The 21,446-nt window shown below is 36.7% G+C and carries 20 protein-coding genes; 14 read left to right on the top strand and 6 right to left on the bottom strand.

Annotation, left to right across the window (positions count from 1 at the left end):
• Nucleotides 1-76: 76 nt before the first annotated feature.
• Nucleotides 77-715 carry a hypothetical protein gene (locus ACFO3O_RS13315; RefSeq protein WP_379979601.1) on the top strand — a complete coding sequence of 213 codons (639 nt, stop codon included), beginning with the start codon at nt 77-79 and terminating at the stop codon, nt 713-715.
• Nucleotides 716-939: 224 nt separating this feature from the next.
• Here the strand turns inward: ACFO3O_RS13315 and ACFO3O_RS13310 are convergent, their stop codons facing one another.
• The gene (locus ACFO3O_RS13310; protein ID WP_379979599.1) at nt 940-3,150 is read right to left on the bottom strand and encodes a response regulator; all 2,211 of its coding nucleotides are present in this window, start codon (nt 3,148-3,150) and stop codon (nt 940-942) included.
• A 127-nt stretch (nt 3,151-3,277) separates the two neighbouring features.
• Here ACFO3O_RS13310 and ACFO3O_RS13305 point away from each other — a divergent pair, with 127 nt between their 5' ends.
• On the top strand, nt 3,278-4,213 hold the full coding sequence (locus tag ACFO3O_RS13305) for a TIGR01777 family oxidoreductase (RefSeq protein WP_379979597.1): 936 nt from the start codon (nt 3,278-3,280) through the stop codon (nt 4,211-4,213).
• Between the two features lie 53 nt (nt 4,214-4,266).
• Here the strand turns inward: ACFO3O_RS13305 and ACFO3O_RS13300 are convergent, their stop codons facing one another.
• Nucleotides 4,267-4,935: a YceI family protein gene (locus ACFO3O_RS13300; protein ID WP_379979595.1), complete on the bottom strand. Its 669-nt coding sequence runs from the start codon at nt 4,933-4,935 to the stop codon at nt 4,267-4,269.
• 186 nt (nt 4,936-5,121) lie between these two features.
• Here ACFO3O_RS13300 and ACFO3O_RS13295 point away from each other — a divergent pair, with 186 nt between their 5' ends.
• The 7 genes from ACFO3O_RS13295 to ACFO3O_RS13265 all read left to right on the top strand — a co-directional run bounded on the left by ACFO3O_RS13295 (nt 5,122) and on the right by ACFO3O_RS13265 (nt 12,756).
• A complete protein-coding gene (locus ACFO3O_RS13295; protein ID WP_379979593.1) occupies nt 5,122-5,670 on the top strand; it encodes a nucleotide exchange factor GrpE in 549 nt (182 codons plus the stop codon).
• Between the two features lie 98 nt (nt 5,671-5,768).
• Complete coding sequence (gene dnaJ, locus ACFO3O_RS13290) at nt 5,769-6,896, top strand: molecular chaperone DnaJ (RefSeq protein WP_379979591.1); 1,128 nt, start codon at nt 5,769-5,771, stop codon at nt 6,894-6,896.
• A 355-nt stretch (nt 6,897-7,251) separates the two neighbouring features.
• Entirely contained in the window at nt 7,252-8,316 is a 1,065-nt protein-coding gene (locus ACFO3O_RS13285; RefSeq protein WP_379979589.1) for a hypothetical protein, read from the top strand.
• A 77-nt stretch (nt 8,317-8,393) separates the two neighbouring features.
• Nucleotides 8,394-9,329 carry an ABC transporter ATP-binding protein gene (locus ACFO3O_RS13280; protein ID WP_379979587.1) on the top strand — a complete coding sequence of 312 codons (936 nt, stop codon included), beginning with the start codon at nt 8,394-8,396 and terminating at the stop codon, nt 9,327-9,329.
• Nucleotides 9,326-10,624, top strand: a complete 1,299-nt coding sequence (locus ACFO3O_RS13275; protein ID WP_379979585.1) for an ABC transporter permease — start codon at nt 9,326-9,328, stop codon at nt 10,622-10,624. Before ACFO3O_RS13280 ends, ACFO3O_RS13275 begins: the two co-directional genes overlap by 4 nt.
• Entirely contained in the window at nt 10,609-11,556 is a 948-nt protein-coding gene (locus tag ACFO3O_RS13270) for a mechanosensitive ion channel family protein (protein WP_379979583.1), read from the top strand. The genes ACFO3O_RS13275 and ACFO3O_RS13270 overlap by 16 nt, the downstream gene beginning before the upstream one ends.
• 36 nt (nt 11,557-11,592) lie before the next feature.
• Entirely contained in the window at nt 11,593-12,756 is a 1,164-nt protein-coding gene (locus tag ACFO3O_RS13265) for a sigma-54-dependent transcriptional regulator (RefSeq protein WP_379979581.1), read from the top strand.
• Between the two features lie 92 nt (nt 12,757-12,848).
• Here ACFO3O_RS13265 and ACFO3O_RS13260 read toward each other — a convergent pair whose 3' ends face one another.
• Complete coding sequence (locus ACFO3O_RS13260; RefSeq protein ID WP_379979579.1) at nt 12,849-13,727, bottom strand: T9SS type A sorting domain-containing protein; 879 nt, start codon at nt 13,725-13,727, stop codon at nt 12,849-12,851.
• 126 nt (nt 13,728-13,853) lie between these two features.
• Between ACFO3O_RS13260 and ACFO3O_RS13255 the strand changes: the two genes are divergently transcribed.
• Both ACFO3O_RS13255 and ACFO3O_RS13250 read left to right on the top strand, forming a co-directional pair.
• Entirely contained in the window at nt 13,854-14,726 is an 873-nt protein-coding gene (locus ACFO3O_RS13255) for a PPK2 family polyphosphate kinase (protein ID WP_379979577.1), read from the top strand.
• A 10-nt stretch (nt 14,727-14,736) separates the two neighbouring features.
• On the top strand, nt 14,737-16,149 hold the full coding sequence (locus ACFO3O_RS13250) for a M20/M25/M40 family metallo-hydrolase (protein ID WP_379979575.1): 1,413 nt from the start codon (nt 14,737-14,739) through the stop codon (nt 16,147-16,149).
• A gap of 69 nt (nt 16,150-16,218) precedes the next feature.
• Here the strand turns inward: ACFO3O_RS13250 and ACFO3O_RS13245 are convergent, their stop codons facing one another.
• Nucleotides 16,219-16,827, bottom strand: a complete 609-nt coding sequence (locus tag ACFO3O_RS13245; RefSeq protein ID WP_379979573.1) for a hypothetical protein — start codon at nt 16,825-16,827, stop codon at nt 16,219-16,221.
• 113 nt (nt 16,828-16,940) lie between these two features.
• Entirely contained in the window at nt 16,941-17,324 is a 384-nt protein-coding gene (locus tag ACFO3O_RS13240) for a hypothetical protein (protein ID WP_379979571.1), read from the bottom strand.
• A gap of 191 nt (nt 17,325-17,515) precedes the next feature.
• Here ACFO3O_RS13240 and ACFO3O_RS13235 point away from each other — a divergent pair, with 191 nt between their 5' ends.
• The 3 genes from ACFO3O_RS13235 to ACFO3O_RS13225 are packed head-to-tail and all read left to right on the top strand — an operon-like array spanning nt 17,516 to nt 19,730.
• Nucleotides 17,516-18,886, top strand: a complete 1,371-nt coding sequence (locus tag ACFO3O_RS13235) for an MATE family efflux transporter (RefSeq protein ID WP_379979569.1) — start codon at nt 17,516-17,518, stop codon at nt 18,884-18,886.
• Nucleotides 18,887-18,927: 41 nt separating this feature from the next.
• Complete coding sequence (locus ACFO3O_RS13230; protein ID WP_379979567.1) at nt 18,928-19,158, top strand: hypothetical protein; 231 nt, start codon at nt 18,928-18,930, stop codon at nt 19,156-19,158.
• Nucleotides 19,159-19,163: 5 nt separating this feature from the next.
• Nucleotides 19,164-19,730, top strand: a complete 567-nt coding sequence (locus tag ACFO3O_RS13225; protein WP_379979565.1) for a phosphatase PAP2 family protein — start codon at nt 19,164-19,166, stop codon at nt 19,728-19,730.
• Here the strand turns inward: ACFO3O_RS13225 and ACFO3O_RS13220 are convergent.
• A complete protein-coding gene (locus ACFO3O_RS13220) occupies nt 19,727-21,391 on the bottom strand; it encodes a beta-N-acetylhexosaminidase (RefSeq protein WP_379979563.1) in 1,665 nt (554 codons plus the stop codon). The two genes, ACFO3O_RS13225 and ACFO3O_RS13220, sit on opposite strands and share 4 nt — an antisense overlap.
• Nucleotides 21,392-21,446 lie beyond the last annotated feature (55 nt).

Below are 21,446 nucleotides of genomic sequence, written 5' to 3'. Positions count from 1 at the left end.
ATAGAAAAATACTAATATTGTTGAGTTTTTTGCTTATAAACCAATATATTTGAAGGTATTTTCAAATCCCTAAATCATGAAAATTAACAAGATTATCTTAGTTATACTCTTGTGTATAAGCGCTACTTCTTATGCTCAAGTAGGTATTAATACCACCGAACCCACTAGTACCTTAGATGTAAACGGCACCATTAGAGTCCGTAGCATGATCGTTAATGAACAAGCAAATCCTAGATTTGTAGTCGGATCAGATGTAAACGGCAATCTTATCAACCTTGAATTAGGTGATAATCTTTACATAGACGGTAATGTAATTAGGCAACGTACGTATCAAACTATCGGAGAGGTAGAAATCATTGACGATTCTGGAAATGCTGATGATGTAAACTTAGTGATTTGGCCAGGAGGTACTAATAGTGATAGATCTGTGATTAAAATATCTCCTAACTCTGGGGGAAATTTAATAATTACGGGTATTGATGTTTCTGGAGCGGGTGGTCCGCTATTAGCTGATGGGAAGACTTTTTATATCATGGCTGTAAGCGGAAATATAAGATTTATGAGCGAAGACCCAAATTCGGCACAAGAGAATCAATTTCTTCTTTCAGGTGGTGCTGCTCTCATTATCGAGCAATATGAAATGGTGCAAGTGATGTATGATGCTTCTCTAGGAGCTGGTACTCCAGGAAGATGGATTATTATGAGTAAAAATTAAGCTTTTAAAATTATAGTAGAAGTAATCAATTATAGCGATACTATTCATTTTAATAGTAATGAATAGTATCGCTTTGTTTTTTTGGATTCAATACACCCTCCTTGTCAATTTTTAAGAAGGAATCTCTATATAGAGCAATTGACTGATTTTAGCTTTAATCTCATAGCTTTTCTAAAAGAGAGTAGATTCTATTAATAAAGAACGCTGATTTTAATTGTGTGTTTTTATTCTAAGTATTTTAACAGCAATGGAATCACTTTATTATGGTCAAATGGCTTTATGATAATATCATTCATTAGCGAAAATGATTCCTGACCAGTTACACTTCCTCTTTCTACTGCAGTTAATGCAATAATTGGAACCAATAGATTATTTTTTCTGATTTTAGAAGCCGTCTCGAACCCATTCATCATTGGCATATTAATATCCATTAAGATTAAATCAAATTTGTCCTCCTTTTCTAGTTCAATAGCATCTATTCCATTGTCAACGGTTGTAGTAGCACCCCCATAGTTTTCAATAAATTTGCTGCTTACCAAGAGGTTTATTTTATTATCATCTACAATAAGTATTTTTTTACCTTCGAAAGGCTTAATGGATGCATAGTCTTGATTTATAATTTTATTATCCTTTTCAGGAATTGAAAAATACATCGAAAAAGATACTGTGGTACCTTTACCCTCCGTACTTTCTAAGATTAACCCTTTTCCTAATCCTGACAGCAACTTTTTTACAATAGGAAGCCCTAATCCAGTTCCCATAAATTCCTCGCCTTCGCCTATCTGTGAGTATTCATCAAAAATAACCTTTTGCTTATCTTCAGAGATTCCTACACCGTTATCAGCGATACTAAAATGTAAATCCAGCGTGGCATCATCTATACGCGAACTATTAATTGTAATTGAGATCTCTCCATTATTCGTAAACTTAGATGAATTTGCTAATAGGTTTATAAGAATTTGAGAAATTTCTATTCGGTTACCTACAATGATTTTAGGAATAGAATTATCAACATGAATACTGTAGTTGTTAGGTTGTTTTTCACTCAGGTATTTTGATAGATTTATAGCATTTTGGACTAATTCCCTGATATCTAGATTTGATTTTTTAGATTGTATCATCAAGGGTGAAGTGCCAGAATCAAATCTATTGAATAGAAGAATATTATTTATTAAAGTTAATAAATACTCTGCAGAAAATTTTAAAGATTTAATATTGGAATGTTGATATTCTTTCTCATTAAGAAGCATATTTGATATTCCTATAATTCCGTACATCGGTGTACGGAGCTCATGTGTAATGTTTGAGAAAAGAATACTCTTGGCTTTAGAAAGTCGTTCACTGTCCTCTTTGGCTTTTAAGTACTGCTTATTTTTTTCAGTCAGATCAATAACTAATTTTTTCCTTTTTAAATAAGAGTAAAGTATGAATATGGAGAATAAAAGTAAGATTCCAGCGGCTATTTTTATCCATAAAAGGGTGATTTCCCTTTTTGCTTCCTGTTCTCTAATTTTACTGACCTCCTGTTGTTGTTCAAACTTTTCATTAATATCAGCCAATTTAAATTTTGCAGTAACAGTTTCTATAGCATTTATTTTGTCATTTTTATATTGAGCTTCCTTTAAACTATCTAATGTAACCATAGTAGAATATGCTGCATTATAGTTATTCAAATTCTTATATATGAGAGATCTATAGTTATAAACATCAATAAGCCCTTCGGTATATTTTAATTCTTTGAAAATATCTTCGCTCTTATCTATGTTTTTTATTGCTTTTAGATAGTTTTTATTGTAATAGTGTAGCTTTGCAGCATTTAATTCACTACTTCCAATAAAGCCTATAAATGTAGAATCTGTTATATATTTTTTGGTTTCATTAGCATATTGGTTTGCTGTTTTGATTTCTTGTAAGTCTATGAGTAGTTCAGTTATGTTCAAATGTAAAATCAAAAGAGAATTAAGGTCATTAGTAGACTCAGCTAATGGGATAGATGATTTGTAGAGCTCTATCGCTTTTCTTTTTGACTTGACATTGTCTTGAAGTGCATAAAAATTCGCGCCATCTATTTGAGATATGATTTTACTTTTCGAATCACCTAATTTATTAGCGACATCTATTGACTTTGTAAAAGTAATTCTCGCCATCATTGTATCTTCTACATTCAAGTAGGCAGAGCCTAAGAAACTGGCTGTAGAAACATATTTCTTGTAGTAGTTTATGTTTTCTGCTATTTCTAACCCTCTTTCCCCATACTCAATAGCTTTATCGTAATTTTTTTCGTAAAATTCTTTTTCCAAAAGTTTTCTTAAAGAATCTACTTCATCTTCAAGTGCCAGATTTTCAGAAATATTTCTTTGAGACGTTTCTTTTTGACTCTGAGCAGATAGAAATACGCTGTTGAAAAAGAAAACAAAAAATAAAAACCTATACATTCAAATACGTTATTTATTGTGCGTAGCTTCATCAATATAAGTAATTATTAAGATAAAAGTTAAATATCTCATAAGGAAATTTCAGGAGAAATCTTTTGACTGTATCTTATGTAAAAAATAGCGTTACATGAAAGTACTTATCACAGGAGCTACTGGGCTTGTTGGCAAAGAAGTAACTCGGTTGTGTCGAGCAAAAGGCATCATAGTAAATTATCTTACTACGTCTAAAAAAAAAATAAGTTCAACGACAGATTACAAAGGATTTTACTGGAACCCATCAACAGGGGAGTTAGATGATGCTTCTCTAGAAGGCGTTGATGCCATCATTCACCTTGCAGGAGCAACCATTGCGCAACGATGGACATCAGAAAATAAACAACTCATTAAAGACAGTCGCATTAAAAGTGCCAATATGCTGTATGATGCTTTGGTCCGCTTTCGCGAACCTGCCTCGCCGGCAGGCAGGAGCGGAAACACCTCTGTAAAACATATTATCTCAGCAAGTGCTATAGGATGTTATCCTTCGTCATCTACCAAGTTATACAATGAAAAATATCCAACCTATGCTACTGGATTTCTAGGAGAAGTAGTGCAAGAGTGGGAAGAGAGTATTGAACAATTTCAAAAATTGGATATTGCTACCAGTCTTGTTCGTACGGGATTAATTTTGGATAAAACCGAAGGAGCACTTCCAAAAATAGTAAAGCCTATTCAGTTTTTTGCAGGCGCTCCTCTAGGAGACGGCAAGCAATGGCAATCATGGATTCATATAGAAGATATGGCGCGCATTTACATGCATATATTGCAGGAGCAACTCACAGGTATTTATAATGGCGTAGCGCCTAATCCTGTAACGAATGAAAAGTTGACAAAAGTAGCGGCGCAAACCATTAAAAAACCTCTTTTTTTGCCGAATGTTCCTAAAGGAGTACTAAAATTAGCACTAGGAGAAATGGCTGCGATTGTGTTGGAAAGTCAATTGGTCTCCGCAGAAAAAATTCAAAAAACGGGCTTTGTGTTCAACTATCCTACGATAGAGCAAGCCTTAGAAAACCTCTTATAAAACAAAAAGCCATTTCGTAAAGAAATGGCTTTAAATATTTTCTGTAAAGAGACTTAGGCTTTTTTCGCTTTAAGCGAAATTGTAATTTCCATATCATCACTTATAAATCCGTCTTTAAGATCGTCAAGGATACTTTTTGACATGAACTCAATGCCCCACTGTGTGCGATCTATTGTGAAGGTTTTACTAGATAATGTCATCATATCACCCTCTATAGCATACGTTACAGGAAACTCTATATTTTTAGTGATTCCTTTAATTGTAAGGTTACCCTGCATCGTTTTTACACCTGCATTCTCAGTAACTCCTGTAACTTCAAAAGAAGCTGTTGGATGCTCGGCTACGTTAAAGAAGTGATCTTCTTTACCTTCAGCGGTTCCTTTTAAATGAGCTTCTAAACTCGCTTTGCTATCACCTTCAAGATCTGTATTGGTAATGCTATTCATATCAATTACAAAAGATCCTGTAATAGCATCTCCCGCTACTTGCACAGCACCCGATTGTAAATTGATAGTTCCCGTGTGCGTTCCTGCAGGTTTTGAACCCTGCCAAGTGATCATAGAAGCGGCTGTGTCTACCGTATACGTAGTGGCTTGTGCTTCTGGTGTAGCTACTTCTTTTGCATTGGTAGCATCTGTTTCATTTTTAGTGTCGTTTTTACAAGCCGCAGTACCTATAAGTAGGGCTGTAATCATACATGTATTCACAAGTAACTTTTTCATAATTTTTAGTTTTGATGTTTAGAAAGCGCGAAGGTACACAATAGGAAAACATCTATATTTTAATTTTTTATTAAAATACAGGTGTAGGCTTTAAAATAAGTTGATAATAATTCAGTGACATTTTGACATTTTTTCAGAATTGGCAGTACTTTTGCCACCTCAATTCAAAATTGATAGTCACCCATTATGGCAAATAAAGAGAATACACAAGACATAGAAGAGACTCATGTAGATGGCAATCCACATGATGATATTGCAACTGAAACAGAAGCTACTTCAGAAGTGAGCGAATTAGATCAATTAAAAAGCGATCTAGAAGCAGAGAAAGATAAGTTTTTAAGACTTTTTGCAGAGTTTGAAAACTACAAACGCCGAACAACAAAAGAACGTTTGGAGTTGTTTAAAACGGCAGGGCAAGAAGTGATTCAATCATTACTCCCTGTAATGGACGACTTTGATCGTGCCATGGCAGAGATAGAAAAGGCAAAAGATAAAGAACTTACAAAAGGGGTAGGTCTGATCAGTAATAAATTCAAAGAGACTTTAAAATCAAAAGGCTTGGAAGAAATGAAGGTAAAAGCAGGTGATACCTTTGATGCAGAGTTACATGAGGCTATTACACAAATCCCAGCACCGACTAAAAAAATGGTAGGTAAGATTGTAGACGTTATAGAAAAAGGATACACATTGGGAGATAAGGTAATTCGTTTTCCTAAAGTAGTTACAGGAAAGTAAGATTTGAAGCTAGTGAAATCATTTCGAAAGATTTTACTTTATTGGATTACGACAAGAGATTATACAAATACACTACTCAGGCAAGCTGAGTATTACTTATGAAAGAAGATTTTTACGACATATTAGGCATTTCAAAAGGTGCTTCTCAAGCAGAAATAAAAAAGGCGTACCGTAAAAAGGCGATTGAGTTTCACCCTGATAAAAATCCAGGGGACGCAACTGCCGAAGAGAATTTCAAAAAAGCTGCTGAGGCTTATGAAGTTTTGAGTGACGAGCAAAAACGTGCACGTTATGATCAGTATGGTCATAAAGCCTTTGAAGGTGGTGGCTTTGGTGGTGCTGGTGGCGGTATGAACATGGATGATATTTTTAGTCAGTTTGGAGATATTTTTGGCGGTGCCTTTGGTGGCGGTGGCGGATTCTCAGGCTTTGGCGGTTTTGGTGGTGGCGGACAACGTCGTGCCAAAGGAAGTAACTTGCGTATTCGTGTGAAGCTTACCCTAGAAGAAATAGCGGCTGGTGTTGAGAAAAAAATCAAAGTAAAACGAAAAAAACAAGCGCCAGGGGTTACGTACAAAACCTGTGAAACCTGTAACGGTTCTGGACAGGTAACTCGTGTGCAGAATACCATATTGGGACGCATGCAAACCTCAGCGCCTTGTTCTACGTGTGGTGGTGCAGGACAGAGTATCGATAAACGCCCTGATGGTGCAGATGCTCAAGGATTAAAAGTAGAAGAAGAAACGGTAAGTATCAAAATACCTGCAGGGGTTGTAGACGGCATGCAGCTTAAAGTGCAAGGAAGAGGTAATGATGCGCCTGGTAATGGAATTTCTGGGGATTTACTAGTTGCTATTGAGGAGTTGCCTCATGAAAAATTACAGCGTGAAGGAGATAACCTTCATTATGATATGTATATCAGCATCAGTGAAGCTGTTTTGGGAAGCTCGAAAGAAATTGATACCGTAACTGGAAAAGTACGTATTAAGATAGAAGAAGGAGTACAAAGCGGAAAAATTTTACGTCTACGAGGAAAAGGAATTCCGTCTATAAATGGATATGGTAAAGGGGATTTATTAGTACACGTAAACGTATGGACACCAAAAACACTGACCAAAGAGCAAAAACAATTCTTTGAGAAAATGGCCAAAGACGAGAATTTTACGCCTAATCCAGAAAAAGAAGACAAATCATTCTTTGAGAAAGTGAAGGATATGTTTTCGTAAATCCTGTTAAAATGTCAATTTTTCTAAAGGTTTTTCCTATAGGTTTATAAAAAAAAGTTATATTTGAATAACGTTAAACACTATTTAACGTTATTTTTCTTTTTCATAGCAATTTTTTTCCCATCCTAGACTTTTGTCAAGGGTGGGTTTTGTTTTTTATAGGTTTTGTTTAATGTTATGAAAAATAATCACTTCGCTATTTAGGCTTTAAAAGTAAGTATTTGTCGGTTATTTTTATTTTGTCTACTAGCCCCTTCTCTCAGCGGAATTGTATTTCGTAAACTTTTATAGGGGTTGTCCTTACGTGAGTAAACGTTTTGTTCTTTTGGATACGTAATTAACCTAACCAATTTTTATGAAAACGATCATTACTTTTTTTTGTGTGCTATGTGTTATCTCATGTGCTACAGATGACTCTATTCCAGAAACTGAAGTTGTAGAAGTAGAAGAAGAAATGGAAGTAGAGGGAGAATATTCTCTTGTTTTTGATGGTGATGTAGAATTAGTAACGCAACAAGAAGTTGAAGAATTTGGAAGTATAGGGTATACCGAAGTTACGGGGAATTTTATTCTTAGTAGACAATCTGAAACCTCAGACCCTATAACCAGCCTGAGTAATTTATCTACACTTGAAGTTATTGGAGGTGATTTAATTTTAAATTACACATATGAGATTACTAGTTTGGATGGCTTGCAAAACCTTACCAGTATCACAGGGGCATTAAAATTATTAGTCAATTTTAATATCACATCGCTAGAGGTTTTTAGTGGTATAAATTCTACAGTCACATCTCTTGAAATTGTAAACTTTAGAGGTCTTGAAACTTTACAAGGTTTAGAAGGTATTTCTATAGCATCTGACGGTGATCTTATTATTGAGGGAAATGATAGTTTAATCAACTTAGATGCTATTCAAGAAGGGCTTCCGACAGTTATGAATGTTATAAAATTTAAAGAATTCGCTTACGAATGCGGACCTTTTTTAAGTTGTGATCAATTTCCTCCAGAATTTCAGCCATTTACATCATTTTCATTTCTAAGTAATGTGACAGAAGTAGAGTGGTTGCGTATTAAAGGCTTTCAGGGAACAAGCCTTGCGGGATTAGAAAATATAACTTCTGTAAATCGCTTGAGTGTGTGGACAGCACCAAATCTCATAAATCTTCAAGAATTTAGCAATATAACCAGCAATCTACTTGCTCTTTTTATAACGGATGCTCTAGCGATAGAATCATTAAATGGATTAGAGAATATTTCAACCATAACAAATAGTCTTAATGTAGTCGGTAATTTAGCTCTTACGGATTTTTGCGCATTGCAGAATAGTGCATCTAGCCTTTCAGAGGATGATGTTTTGATATTGAACAATTCATTTAACCCAACGTTACAAGATATCATAGATGGAAATTGTAGTGAATAAGCACGTTCATAAAATCTCCTAAATAATCGCATCCCTCTGTGCGCTTATTCCTATCTTTAGCACACTAAAGATCAACTATGAATTCATTACTTGTTGCCGATACGGTTTCTAAGCAATTTGGAAACTTTACTGCACTTAACGGAGTGTCTATAGCCGTTCCTGAGAGAAGTATTTTTGGGCTTTTAGGGCCTAATGGTGCGGGTAAAACGACACTTATACGTATCATCAATCAAATCACCATGCCAGATACAGGTACCGTCACACTAGACGGAGCACCTTTACAACAGCATCATATCCGAGATATTGGCTATATGCCAGAAGAGCGTGGTCTGTATAAATCCATGAAAGTAGGAGAGCAGGTCTTGTATCTCGCCCAACTCAAAGGACTCTCAAAAGCAGAGGCTAAAAAAAGAGCCAAACATTGGTTTGATAAACTAGATATCGGGGCTTGGTGGGACAAAAAAATTGAAGAACTTTCTAAAGGTCAGGCGCAAAAAATTCAGTTTGTGGTCACGGTCATGCACAATCCTAAACTATTGATTTTTGATGAGCCTTTTAGTGGTTTTGACCCGATCAACGCCAATTTGATTAAAGACGAGATTCTTCAGTTACGCGATGAGGGGGCTACCGTTATTTTTTCTACCCACCGCATGGAATCTGTAGAAGAACTGTGTGATCATATTGCACTGATTCATAAGTCAAATAAAATTTTGGATGGAGAGATTAATACCATCAAACGCCAGTACAGAAATAATACTTTTGATATAGGAGTAGAGGTTGATAGGTCCGCTTTCGCGAAAGCGAAAACAGCATTAAAAGCCACTTTTGAAGTAACTCCCACACAATTTAAATCCCTCGGAGACGAACTCAAATTACGCATCCAACTCGGAGATAATGGAAGTCCTAATGACTTGTTGCAGCAACTCCAATCTTATGGGCAGGTAACGCATTTTACAGAAGTGATTCCTAGTGTAAACGATATATTTATCCAAACCGTAAATGAAAGTATATGAGTATATTGTCATTAATAATTAAAAGAGAATACAAGGCAAGAGTGCGTAATAAGTCATTTTTAATTATGACTTTTTTGAGTCCGCTTATTTTGGTGGGAATGGTATTTTTAATCACCTACCTCACACAATTAAATAGTGACACCAAACGGGTCATTGCCATTGTAGATGAATCAGGTCTGTTTGAGGCAGAATTTAACAATACAGACCAAACTACCTATATCAATCTTTCTGAACAAGGGCTGGAAACCGCAAAAGAACTTTCTGAAAAAGAAGAATACGATGGGTTAATTTACATTCCCTTAAATAGTGAAGATCTTTCCTCACGTGTGACGTTTTACGGAAAAGAGAATCCTTCTCCAGGATTGGTAGAGAGTATAGAGAAAAAAATAGAAAACAAACTCACCAATCAAGTCTTTGTTGACAAAGGTATCGACCCTAAAACCATTGATAATATCAAGAAAGATATCAATCTTACCATAGAAAACTATTCTGGAGAACAATCTTCAAAGATGAGTAATTGGATCAAAGCAGCCTTTGGAGGTGCTGCTGGATATTTGCTTATGATGTTTATTATCATTTATGGGAATATGGTGATGCGGAGTGTGATCGAAGAAAAAACAAATAGAATCATAGAAGTCATTATCTCTTCAGTAAAACCCTTTCAATTGATGCTAGGTAAAATTCTAGGCACTACTTTGGCGGGAATTACTCAGTTTACGATATGGATTATTTTAGGAGGTGTGTTGATGATTGTCCTTCAAATCGTATTTGATATTGATCCTTCTACTACTTCGGGCGCTGTAAACTCTGAAGCACAGGCCATCGCTAGTGACCCTGATAAGTTGACAGAAATCTTTACAGAAATTAGTAGACTACCTTTACTCCAATTGGCTGTCGGGTTTCTCGTTTATTTTATTGGAGGCTACTTTTTGTATAGCTCCATTTATGCAGCCATTGGTGCTGCGGTAGATAATGAAACTGATACGCAGCAGTTTATGCTACCTATCATCATGCCCTTAATGCTCGCTATTTATGTTGGTTTCTTTGCGGTAATAGACAACCCGCACGGGACGGTAGCAACGGTTTTTTCTATCATCCCACTTACATCCCCTATTGTGATGTTGATGCGTATTCCTTTTGAAGTGCCTGTATGGCAACTCGCATTATCTGTGACATTATTAATTGCTTCTTTTATCTTTACGGTATGGTTTGGTTCAAAGATCTACCGAGTAGGTATCTTAATGTATGGAAAGAAACCTACCTATAAAGAACTCTTTAAATGGTTAAAATACTAATGTATACACAAGAAGAAACAGTAGAAAATGTCGAAGAAGCCGTAGAGGAAACTGTAGACAAAGTAAAAGATGTCATTACAGAAGATGTATGGGGGAGTATTCTAGAGTTTTTGGACTTAGGATTTCATTTTGGTTCTGAAAATAATAGAATTCACATTACCATAGGGATGTTATTACTCCTTATCATTGCTTTTATAGCGGTTGGTCGTTTACTTAAGCTTGCGCGAAAGATAGTATCCCGGAGACTTCCAGAAGACGACCGGAATAAATTTAATAGCATTTTCACTTTCTTTAAATACCTTATTTACATTCTGGTAGTTATTGCTATCTTAAATTCATCAGGAGTAGATGTTACTGTTTTTTTAACAGCATCTGCCGCCCTATTTGTTGGGCTTGGGTTTGCCTTACAAACCTTATTTCAGGATGTGCTTTCAGGTATTTTTATTATTCTAGACAAAACATTACATATAGGAGATATTATAGAATTTGACGATGGAAAAGTAGGTCGCATATTTGATATAAAATTACGAACAACCCGTGCTTTAACAAGAGATGATAAGGTGATCGTGATTCCTAATCATAAGTTTCTGACAGAAAAAGTATATAACTGGACCCAAAATCATAAAACCACTAGAGAAGGCGTTTCCATTGGAGTTGCTTATGGAAGTGATACAAAACTAGTGTCAGAACTCTTATTAAAAAGTTTGGAAGGACAAACCAATGTGCTTAAAAGCCCAAAGCCTTTTGTGTTATTTGAAGATTTTGGAGACTCTGCTTTACTATTTAGCGTCTATTTTTTTACAAGTAATAGTTTTGCAGATCCCCGTATTAAAAGTCAGATACGATTCAAGATAGACGAACTTTTTAGAGAAAATAATATTTCGATCCCTTTCCCACAAAGGGATGTACACATGTACACTAAAAAGGAATAGTATTTGATTATGTTGACGTAAATTAAACAAAAATATATGCCTAAAATACTGATTATAGAAGACGAAGCTGCCATACGCAGAGTACTTACAAAAATTCTCTCAGAAGAAAGTAAGGAATACGAAGTAGAACAAGCCGAAGATGGACTAGAAGGCATTAATAAAATTAAAGATACAGATTATGATTTGGTGCTTTGTGATATCAAAATGCCAAAAATGGATGGGGTCGAAGTATTGGAAGCAGTAAAAAAACTAAAGCCAGAAACGCCAATGGTCATGATCTCTGGGCACGGTGATCTCGACACAGCAGTACATACCATGCGTCTTGGCGCATTTGATTATATCTCAAAGCCACCAGATCTCAATAGACTCCTCAATACAGTTAGAAATGCATTAGACAAGAAACATCTTGTTCAAGAAAATAAGTTACTCAAAAAGAAGGTGAGTAAAAAGTATGAGATGATAGGTAATAGTGATGCAATTTCTCAAATAAAAGAAATGATTGAGAAAGTGGCAGCTACAGATGCTCGTGTGCTAGTAACAGGACCTAATGGAACAGGAAAAGAACTGGTAGCCCATTGGTTGCACGAAAAAAGCGAGCGATCTAATGGACCTTTAATAGAAGTGAATTGTGCTGCCATTCCCGCTGAGTTAATAGAAAGTGAATTATTTGGACACGTAAAAGGCGCTTTTACCTCAGCAAATAAAGATAGAGCAGGAAAATTTGAAGCCGCCAATGGAGGAACTATCTTTCTTGATGAAATAGGAGATATGAGTCTCTCGGCTCAAGCAAAAGTGCTAAGAGCACTTCAAGAAAGTAAGGTGCAACGCGTAGGAAGTGATAGAGATATTAAAGTAGATGTGCGTGTGGTTGCTGCAACCAATAAGGATCTTAAGAAAGAAATCGAAGAAGGAAGGTTTAGAGAAGATTTATATCATAGACTCGCTGTGATTCTTATTCAAGTACCGCCTTTAAACGACCGTAGAGAAGACATACCGTTATTAATCACCCATTTTGCTAAAAAGATTTCAGAGGAGCAAGGAAACGCTGATAAGAAGTTTTCTGAAAAAGCGATAAAATTATTGCAAGAGTATGACTGGACAGGAAATATCAGAGAGTTACGCAATGTGGTAGAACGGCTTATTATTTTAAGTGGTAAAGAAGTTTCTGAAGGAGATGTAAAGTTATTTGCTAGTAAATAGAATAGGCAATCAGCTATAATAGAAAAAGCCCCGTAATCATTTGATTATGGGGCTTTTTTATTGAGTTGTGTAAAACTAAAAACGAATATTTCTTAGTTTTTGATAAATTTAATCGTTGCAACACCTGTCTCATTGGTTACTTGCGCAAAATAAATGCCATTTGCTAGTCTACTTGTTGCAAGGGTATTGTTTCCAATGCCATCCACAGAAGCATTCATTACTTTTTGCCCATTTACATTGATGATATCAATGTTAGTTGCTCCAAAGTTTCTAGCAAAACTGATGTTTAAATCACCATTGGTAGGGTTAGGAAAAACAGAAACGTTGTTTGCTAATGTAGCATCATCCCCTACAGATAAGTTTTCATCTCCAATTAAATCAAGAATAATATGATTGTTTGGGAAATTGATATCTGCAAAGGTAGTTGGAGAAGTCAACGAACAAGCTACTGAAAAAATATAACTAGGAGCACCTTCTCCTAGATCATTTACCGCGATTCTAGCGTCGAATAGTTCTGGATCTACATTGTCGGCAATGTCTATTTCTACCACAATTTCAGTTCCTGCATCAACAGTCACTGGGGCGTCTAACATTACTTCTTGGAATATCCCATCATCAGCAACTGCTACTGTAATTGTAGTTTCTCCTAACAAAGTTAATGTTCCCGTTGGGTAAGCAGCATCTGTTGATGATAATCTAACAATATATTCAGCATCTGCACCACCACTTACATCTGTAAAAACTGGAGCAAAACGTGCACCCATGACAAGGAATTCTCCTGTGAATCCAAAATCAGATGGAATGTAACTTCTAGAAAAAACGTTATCTGCAGTTGTAGCTGGATCTCCACCTGCACAAGCAACACCACCACTATTGATAGTCATATTGTCTGTAGAGTGTGAAAGAATTTGTTGTCCGAAACCAATTGATGAGATCAATAGTCCTAGAACTAATAAAGTAATTTTTTTCATATTTTGTTTTTTATGATTATACATAGCTAATATATTAAATAAAATGAGATGTTTTTTAATATGCATTATGCTTTAACAATACTATATTGCATAAAAAAGAGTTTTTTTGTTAAATAATCACGTTTTATGGAGAAATTAGATCAGTATAAAGTCATTGAGAATATTCGTTTAAAAGATATTGAAGGAGCTAAAATTTCTGAGCTTCCCGATGAAGAACTGGAGAAGAAACTCCGTAAAGTCCGTAAAAAACTAGGGAAGCTTCAGGATACTTTATATGCTCATGATACCTATAGTGTTCTTGTTTGTTTGCAAGGTATGGATACCTCAGGAAAGGACAGTTTGATACGAGAGGTGTTTAAAGATTTTAATGTTAGAGGCGTACAGGTGCATAGCTTTAAAGTGCCTACAGATCTAGAATTAGGACATGATTATTTATGGAGGCATTATATCGCATTACCACCACGCGGAAAATTTGGTGTGTTTAATCGTACGCATTATGAAAATGTATTGGTCACCAGAGTACACCCTGAATATATTCTAGGAGAGAATTTACCAAACATCCATTCGGTAGATGATATAGATGATGCTTTTTGGGATAAACGCTTTGAGCAGATTAAAAGTTTTGAAAAGCATTTATCCGAAAACGGAACTCTTATTTACAAGTTTTTTCTGCATCTTTCCAAAGAAGAACAGAAAAATAGATTATTACGTCGTTTAAATAAAAAAGAAAAAAACTGGAAGTTTTCTGCTGGCGATTTGAAAGAACGCAAACTATGGGACGACTATCAGCGTTATTATGAAGACGCTATTAACCGCACTTCAAAACCACATGCGCCTTGGTATGTGATTCCAGCAGATAATAAACCTGCTGCTAGATTGGCGGTAGCAAGTATTTTACTGGAATCATTAAGTGCGTATGAGGATATTAAAGAGCCAGAACTTGATGACAAAACTAAAGCAAATATTGATTTGTATAAGGCACAATTACATAAAGAATAAATACACGATAATGATAAAAAAGATACTAATACTGGTGTTGGTTTTTGGAGTGTCCGCTTTCGCGAAAGCGCAAAATGACTCCATCCAAATCAGAAAAATATATGACGAAGCCTTAAAAAATGGACATAGTTATGAATGGCTTGATTACCTGTCTACACATATAGGATCACGTCTTAGCGGAAGTCTAGGAGCAGAACAAGCCGTAGATTGGACAAAAGAACAATTAGATAGTATAGGACTCGATAAGGTGTGGTTACAGCCAGTGATGGTGCCAAAGTGGATACGAGGTGTTCCTGAATATGCATTCATTGAAACAGGCATTGGAGAAACCACAAAAGTGCCTATTTGTGCACTTGGCGGGTCCATAGCTACGCCTGGTGGCTATGTAAAAGCACCTGTAATCGAAGTTCAGAGTGTTGAAGAAATTGAGCAATTAGGCGCAGCAAAGGTAGGCGGTAAAATCGTATTTTTTAATCGGCCGATGCAAGCAGATGTCATTGATACTTTTAAGGCATATGGAGGATGTGTAGATCAGCGATACAGTGGTGCCGAAGCGGCAGCCAGGTATGGTGCTGTAGGGGTTATTGTACGATCAGTAACGCATAGTCTTGATGACTATCCTCATACTGGATCAATGTCTTACGGAGATTTAACCCCTGCCCAGCGTATTCCTGCAGCAGCTATTAGTACCAATGGTGCTGAGTTATTAAGTACGCTCCTTAAACTAAACCCAGCGACAAAGTTTTTCTTTTCCATGGGCTGTAAAAATTTACCTGATGTACAATCGTATAATGTGATCGGTGAGATTACAGGAAGTGAGTTTCCAGATAGATATATGGTCGTAGGCGGGCATTTAGACTCTTGGGATTTAGGCGATGGTTCTCACGATGACGGCGCAGGCATTGTACAAAGTATGGAAGTCTTACGGATTATGAAATCCATAAATTATAAGCCAAAACATAGTATTCGTGTGGTGCTATTTATGAATGAAGAAAACGGACTACGAGGAGGACGCGAGTATGCTGAAGTTGCAAGAAATAAAAAAGAGAAACATGTATTTGCTTTAGAGAGTGATGCCGGCGGATTCACCCCTAGAGGTTTTTCTTTTGATAGTGATGATCGTAATTATAATGAGATTTTAAGTTGGAAGCCTTTATTCGAACCTTATTTTATACACTTGTTTACAAGAGGTGGAAGCGGTGCAGATATCGGGCCACTTAAAGGGGATGGTACCGTACTCGCTGGTTTACGACCAGATTCTCAGCGTTACTTTGATCATCATCATGCGGCAAATGATACCTTTGATGCTGTAAATAAAAGAGAATTAGAACTTGGAGCGGCAGCAATGACGAGCTTGATCTATATGATGGATAATTATATACAGAAACCTGGGAAATTAATGACCTTGCCTGTCAAAGAATAGTTGATGGTTTTATCTGAACACAAAAAAGGGAAGCTAATGGCTTCCCTTTTTTGTGTTATTTTAAATGCTTTATTGTCTCCACTTAACCCAAACGATCACAGTGACATCTGTAGCAGTGGTTGCTGCATCCCTTCCTCTTGCAGTAATATAGTCACCCGCGCTGAAATCAAAATTTGCAGCAGTATCTGTATAACGAAGACTTGCTAGTGTAAAAGTTTCATTTATGGAGTTTGTATTCGTTGCATCTCTTGCTCTTACATTAATATCTGTATCATCGCCAGAGGCAGCCATCGCTGTGATCGCTACAATAGTACCGTCAAGGGGCATCAAAGCGCCAGATGTACCACTTACCATATTCCCTCCGTAATGCAAATTGTCTGTGTCTACATCAGCATTACGACCAAATTGGATAGCGGTGCTTTCTAGCGTTAACCATTTTGTACGCGTAGCATCATACATATATAATTTATCACCTATGACTGCAAGTTGTCCATTAGCCAGATTTGTGGTTGGTGTTGCTTGCGGCACAAGTTCTAGTGCTGCAGTTGTTTCTGCGCTAGCATCTATGGTCAATTTTCCGTTAGGTAGTATCGTTCCTATTCCAACTTGTGCATTAGCAAAAATTGGTAGTAGTAAACCTAGAATAAGTAGTTTAAAATGAGCCCCTTTCATCTTCATTTTTTTTATGTGAATATTAAAAGTAAAGACTTTTATGGCAATAATCCTTTTTTTTAAAAACTATTCGATCAACAGTAATTAAACCACGATGAAATCACATAAAGGTGGTATGGTTACTCCGTAATTAATATTTTTTTCTCTTGGTATATTTTAACTCCTGTAGCAATCATCTCGGTAATTTCTTGTTGTAAAGATTCATCTAATTTTTTAATATGAAAGCAACTTTTACCCTTTAAACATTTACGCAAAGCAGGGGCTATATGTTCAAAATTTTGCGCATCTGTATAGATCGGAAAAAAATACAATCGCACATCTTTAGGCTTGGGCATCACACTCGCAAAGTAAAACCCATCTACCTTTTGTTTTCCTTGCATGGTAGGAATGGTACCAGCGGCTTCTAGGACATTTTCTTCGTCTTTGCGTATCTGTAAAGGGCCTATGTGTTTTTTTATAATGTTACGTAATATCTGGTCTATTTCTTTAGGATCGCTTATCATAATTCTTAAAAGATTGTATTTCTATTGCGTTGTCATGCCGTAAGCGTCAAAACAGTATAAATATACCCTAAAAAATAATGATAAGTTCGTTTAACTTGATCCTATAAGTTGCTATACAATTGGTATTTTTGTTGCAAAATAGAGCGTGCTTTTAGGTTGAGAGCGTCAAGCCTAGACAGTAAAAAATAATCATGGATTTTCAAAGATATACCAAAGAGTTTAAGACCAATCTTGTCATAGCATATCCCATTATGTTAGGACAGTTGGGGCATATTTTGGTGGCTCTTGTTGATAATCTGATGGTGGGGCGATTAGGTGCAGCTCAATTAGCCGCAGTAAGTCTCGGAAATAGCTTGGTCTTTATTGCCTTGTCTTTAGGGATTGGTTTCTCTTTTGCCATTACCCCTCTTGTGGCAGAGGCAGATGGCGCTGATGATATAGAAAAAGGCCGATTACATTTTCACCATGGTGTGATTATGTGTGCTGTCAACGGAGTTTTATTATTCCTTGTATTGCTATTGGCAAAGCCTATTTTGTATTACCTCGACCAGCCCGATGAGGTGGTAGCCCTTGCCATCCCGTATATGGAAGTCGTCGCATTTTCTATGATTCCGTTAATGATTTTTCAGGCATTTAAGCAATTTGCAGACGGGCTTTCGCAAACGCGATATGCTATGTATGCTACGCTGGTTGCCAATGTAATTAATGTGATTTTTAATTATTTCTTGATTTATGGTATTTGGGTTTTCCCAAGGCTTGAGGTAGAAGGAGCTGCTTGGGGTACATTGATTTCTCGTTTCTTTATGTTGGGGTTGTTGGTGTTTATGCTTTCGCGAAAGCGTGTATTCAAGCCTTATTTTCAGGTTTCAAATACATCACATATCCAGTGGTCAGAATTTAGAGAGCTCTTTCGTTTGGGATTTCCAACAGCCCTGCAAATGCTTTTTGAAGTAGGGATTTTTACAGCCGCTATTTTCTTGTCAGGAATTCTAGGGACTAATGCGCAAGCAGCCAATCAAATCGCGCTCAATCTCGCATCTATGACGTTTATGATTGCCGTGGGACTTGGCGTCACCGCAACCATACGTGTAGGGAATCAAAAAGGGAAAAAAGACTATCCTAATTTAAGGCGTATTGCGATCTCCATCTTTTTGCTAGTATTTATCATTGAAGCTGTATTTGCCGTAGGATTTATTGTGTTAAAAGATGTACTTCCTGCTTTTTATGTGGAGAATTCAGAAGTTATTTTAATTGCTTCTCAGTTATTGATTGTAGCGGCACTGTTTCAATTGAGTGATGGAATACAGGTCACTATTTTGGGAGCCCTTCGAGGATTACAAGATGTGAATATTCCCACAGGAATCTGTTTTATCGCCTATTGGATGATCGGATTTCCTGTGAGTTGGTTTTTCGGAAAAGAAGATCAAATGGGAGCACAAGGAATTTGGGTTGGATTATTGGCAGGGTTAACAGCCTCGGCGATGATGCTCTATTTTAGATTTAATTACCTTAGCAAAAAATTAATTAGGAGCACGTCATATTCAAGTGTGACAACTCATTAATTGATTAATAACACTTATTACTAATCAATACGATCGTTAGCATGACAATTCCTAAATTCCTCATAGGGGATCATTCTGAGCACGGAGATGCTATTTTTGTGATACATACAGAGTTCCCAAGATTTATCATTGATCTCACCAAAGACGAAATAGAGTGGTTTGAAGAGTTTGATAGTCAGGATCAAGCAGAACTTGCCTCCGAAACAGAAAATGCCATCAAAGAGGCTACTGCCTTTTATGATGCGGAAATTGCAAAATACGAGCAGGAGTAACTCACATGGAAACACTTTTAGGATACGATCAGGAACTTTTTCTTTTTCTAAATAATCTCGGATCTGAGACTTGGGATGGGTTTTGGTTGGTGGTGACCAATAAGTTGTCGTCCATTCCTTTGTATGCCTTATTGTTGTTTTTTATCTATCAGAAATTTGGACTAAAAGGGATGTTGATTACGATGGTGATTGTAGCTGTGATGATTACCTGTACAGATCAGATTTCAGATTTTTTTAAAAATTACCTCCAAAGACCACGTCCTTGTAAAGTGTTTTCTTGGGAAGAAACGATGCGTTTTATAGCCCCTCGATGTGGGCGATACGGTTATTTTTCAGGGCATGCGACCAGTAGCATGGCTACGGCTGTTTTTGCGGGGCTTGCCTTACAATCCAAATACAGAAATCTTATTTTTATATTACTGTTTTGGGCTGTTGCCATAGGCTATAGCCGTATTTATGTAGGTGTTCATTATCCGCTAGATGTCCTTACTGGGATGGTGGCAGGTGCTCTTCTAGGGTTTGGTTTTTATGTCCTACAAAAGAAAGTGATTGCTAAGTATACTGAGATCTAATTATGGGTCTGCACAAACACATGCGGCGCATAGTTGAGCTCCATGACATCATATCTCTTTTTAAAATGTTGTAATCGCACCTTAAAATCATCCCAATTTTTTGATGCTGGGGAAGTCCACAGTACTTCTGATAATGCGGTCATTCTTGGTAAGACCATATATTCAACATGACCCCCATCTAGGATGTATTCTGTCCATACATTTCCTTGAGCTCCTAAAATATATTTTTGTAAATCAGGACTTAGTTCTTCAGGGGTTGGTTGATACGAATATACTTTTTCTACAGAGGTGTAGCCTCCAATCGCCAGCGGTTCTTCAGATTGTGCCTCTTTGTCTACTTGATAATGATCAAAATAACAATGAGATCCAGGGGTCATGATCACATTGTGTTGCATGCGTGCCGCATCTATACCTCCTTGGATGCCTCTCCATGACATGACAGTGGCATTAGGAGCAAGTCCGCCTTCTAAAATTTCATCCCAGCCTATAATATCTCTTCCTTTGCTATTTAAAAATTTTTCAATTCGTTTGATAAAGTAGCTTTGAAGTTCGTGCTCGTCTTTTAACCCTTCTCTTTTAATCAGTTCTTGTGCATAATTACTTTCTTTCCATTCTTTTTTTGGGGCTTCATCGCCCCCGATATGAATCAGTTTGCTGGGAAAAAGCGCGATCACTTCGGTAAGGACATCTTCTAGAAAAGCAAAAGTATCTTCTTTTGGAGCATATATTTGATCGTATACACCCCATCTGGTGCCAACTTCATGAGTTTGTCCGGTGTTACCTAATTCAGGATAGGAAGCGATGGCAGCGAGAGAATGCCCTGGTAATTCGATCTCTGGGATCACTGTAATGTGCCTGCTAGTGGCATAGGCGACAATTTCTTTGACTTCTTCTTGCGTATAAAATCCTCCATATGGTTTTCCGTCGCCGATGTAGGGGTTAAAGTTTTTTTCAAGAATCGTTTCTTTCCGTTGCGATCCTATTTCTGTAAGCTTTGGATATTTCTTTATTTCAATTCGCCATCCTTGATCTTCTGTAAGATGCCAATGAAACGTATTCATTTTATGCATGGCGATGAGATCGATATATTTTTTGATGAAATCAACAGGAAAAAAATGCCTCCCAACGTCTAAGTGCATCCCACGGTACACATAAGTAGGTTGATCTTCGATTAGGACTGCGGGAATGGTAAGGGGTACTTTATTTGTAGACTCAGACTCTACCGTAGCAGGTAGTAACTGTCGTAATGATTGAATCCCATAAAAAATTCCTGCGGGAGTTTTTCCTGAGATAACCACGTTATCAAAAGTCACTTCGAGTTTGTAACTCTCATCAGACGGTAATGATTCGTCGAGTAAGAGAGTGATGCTGTTTTTCTTTTTTTCATTAGCGGAATCATTAGAAGTGCTCACTGTAAATCTGCTGCCCACTTGTAGCATATCAGACACGTAGTTGATCTCATTTGTTAAACTTACATCACCTACAATAATAGTTTTCTCGTCCACAAGGAACCTGCCCTGAGAGGTCTCTAGGCTTAGTGGTTTTGGAATAATCTGATAATCTGAAGCTGCGTTTTGATACTCTTTCCATTCGTTAGAACAGGAAAGGGTGCAAAATGAAAAGAACAGGATTAGTAAGGAATGTAAACTATATTTTTTCATTTGAAATTTTAGATTATTTTGGTTTAGGTGAGTCTAGTACCAAGCGTGAACTAGT

The organism is Dokdonia ponticola (assembly GCF_042653865.1).
Lineage (GTDB): Bacteria > Bacteroidota > Bacteroidia > Flavobacteriales > Flavobacteriaceae > Dokdonia > Dokdonia ponticola.
This window is presented reverse-complemented; position numbering and strand designations above follow the sequence as displayed.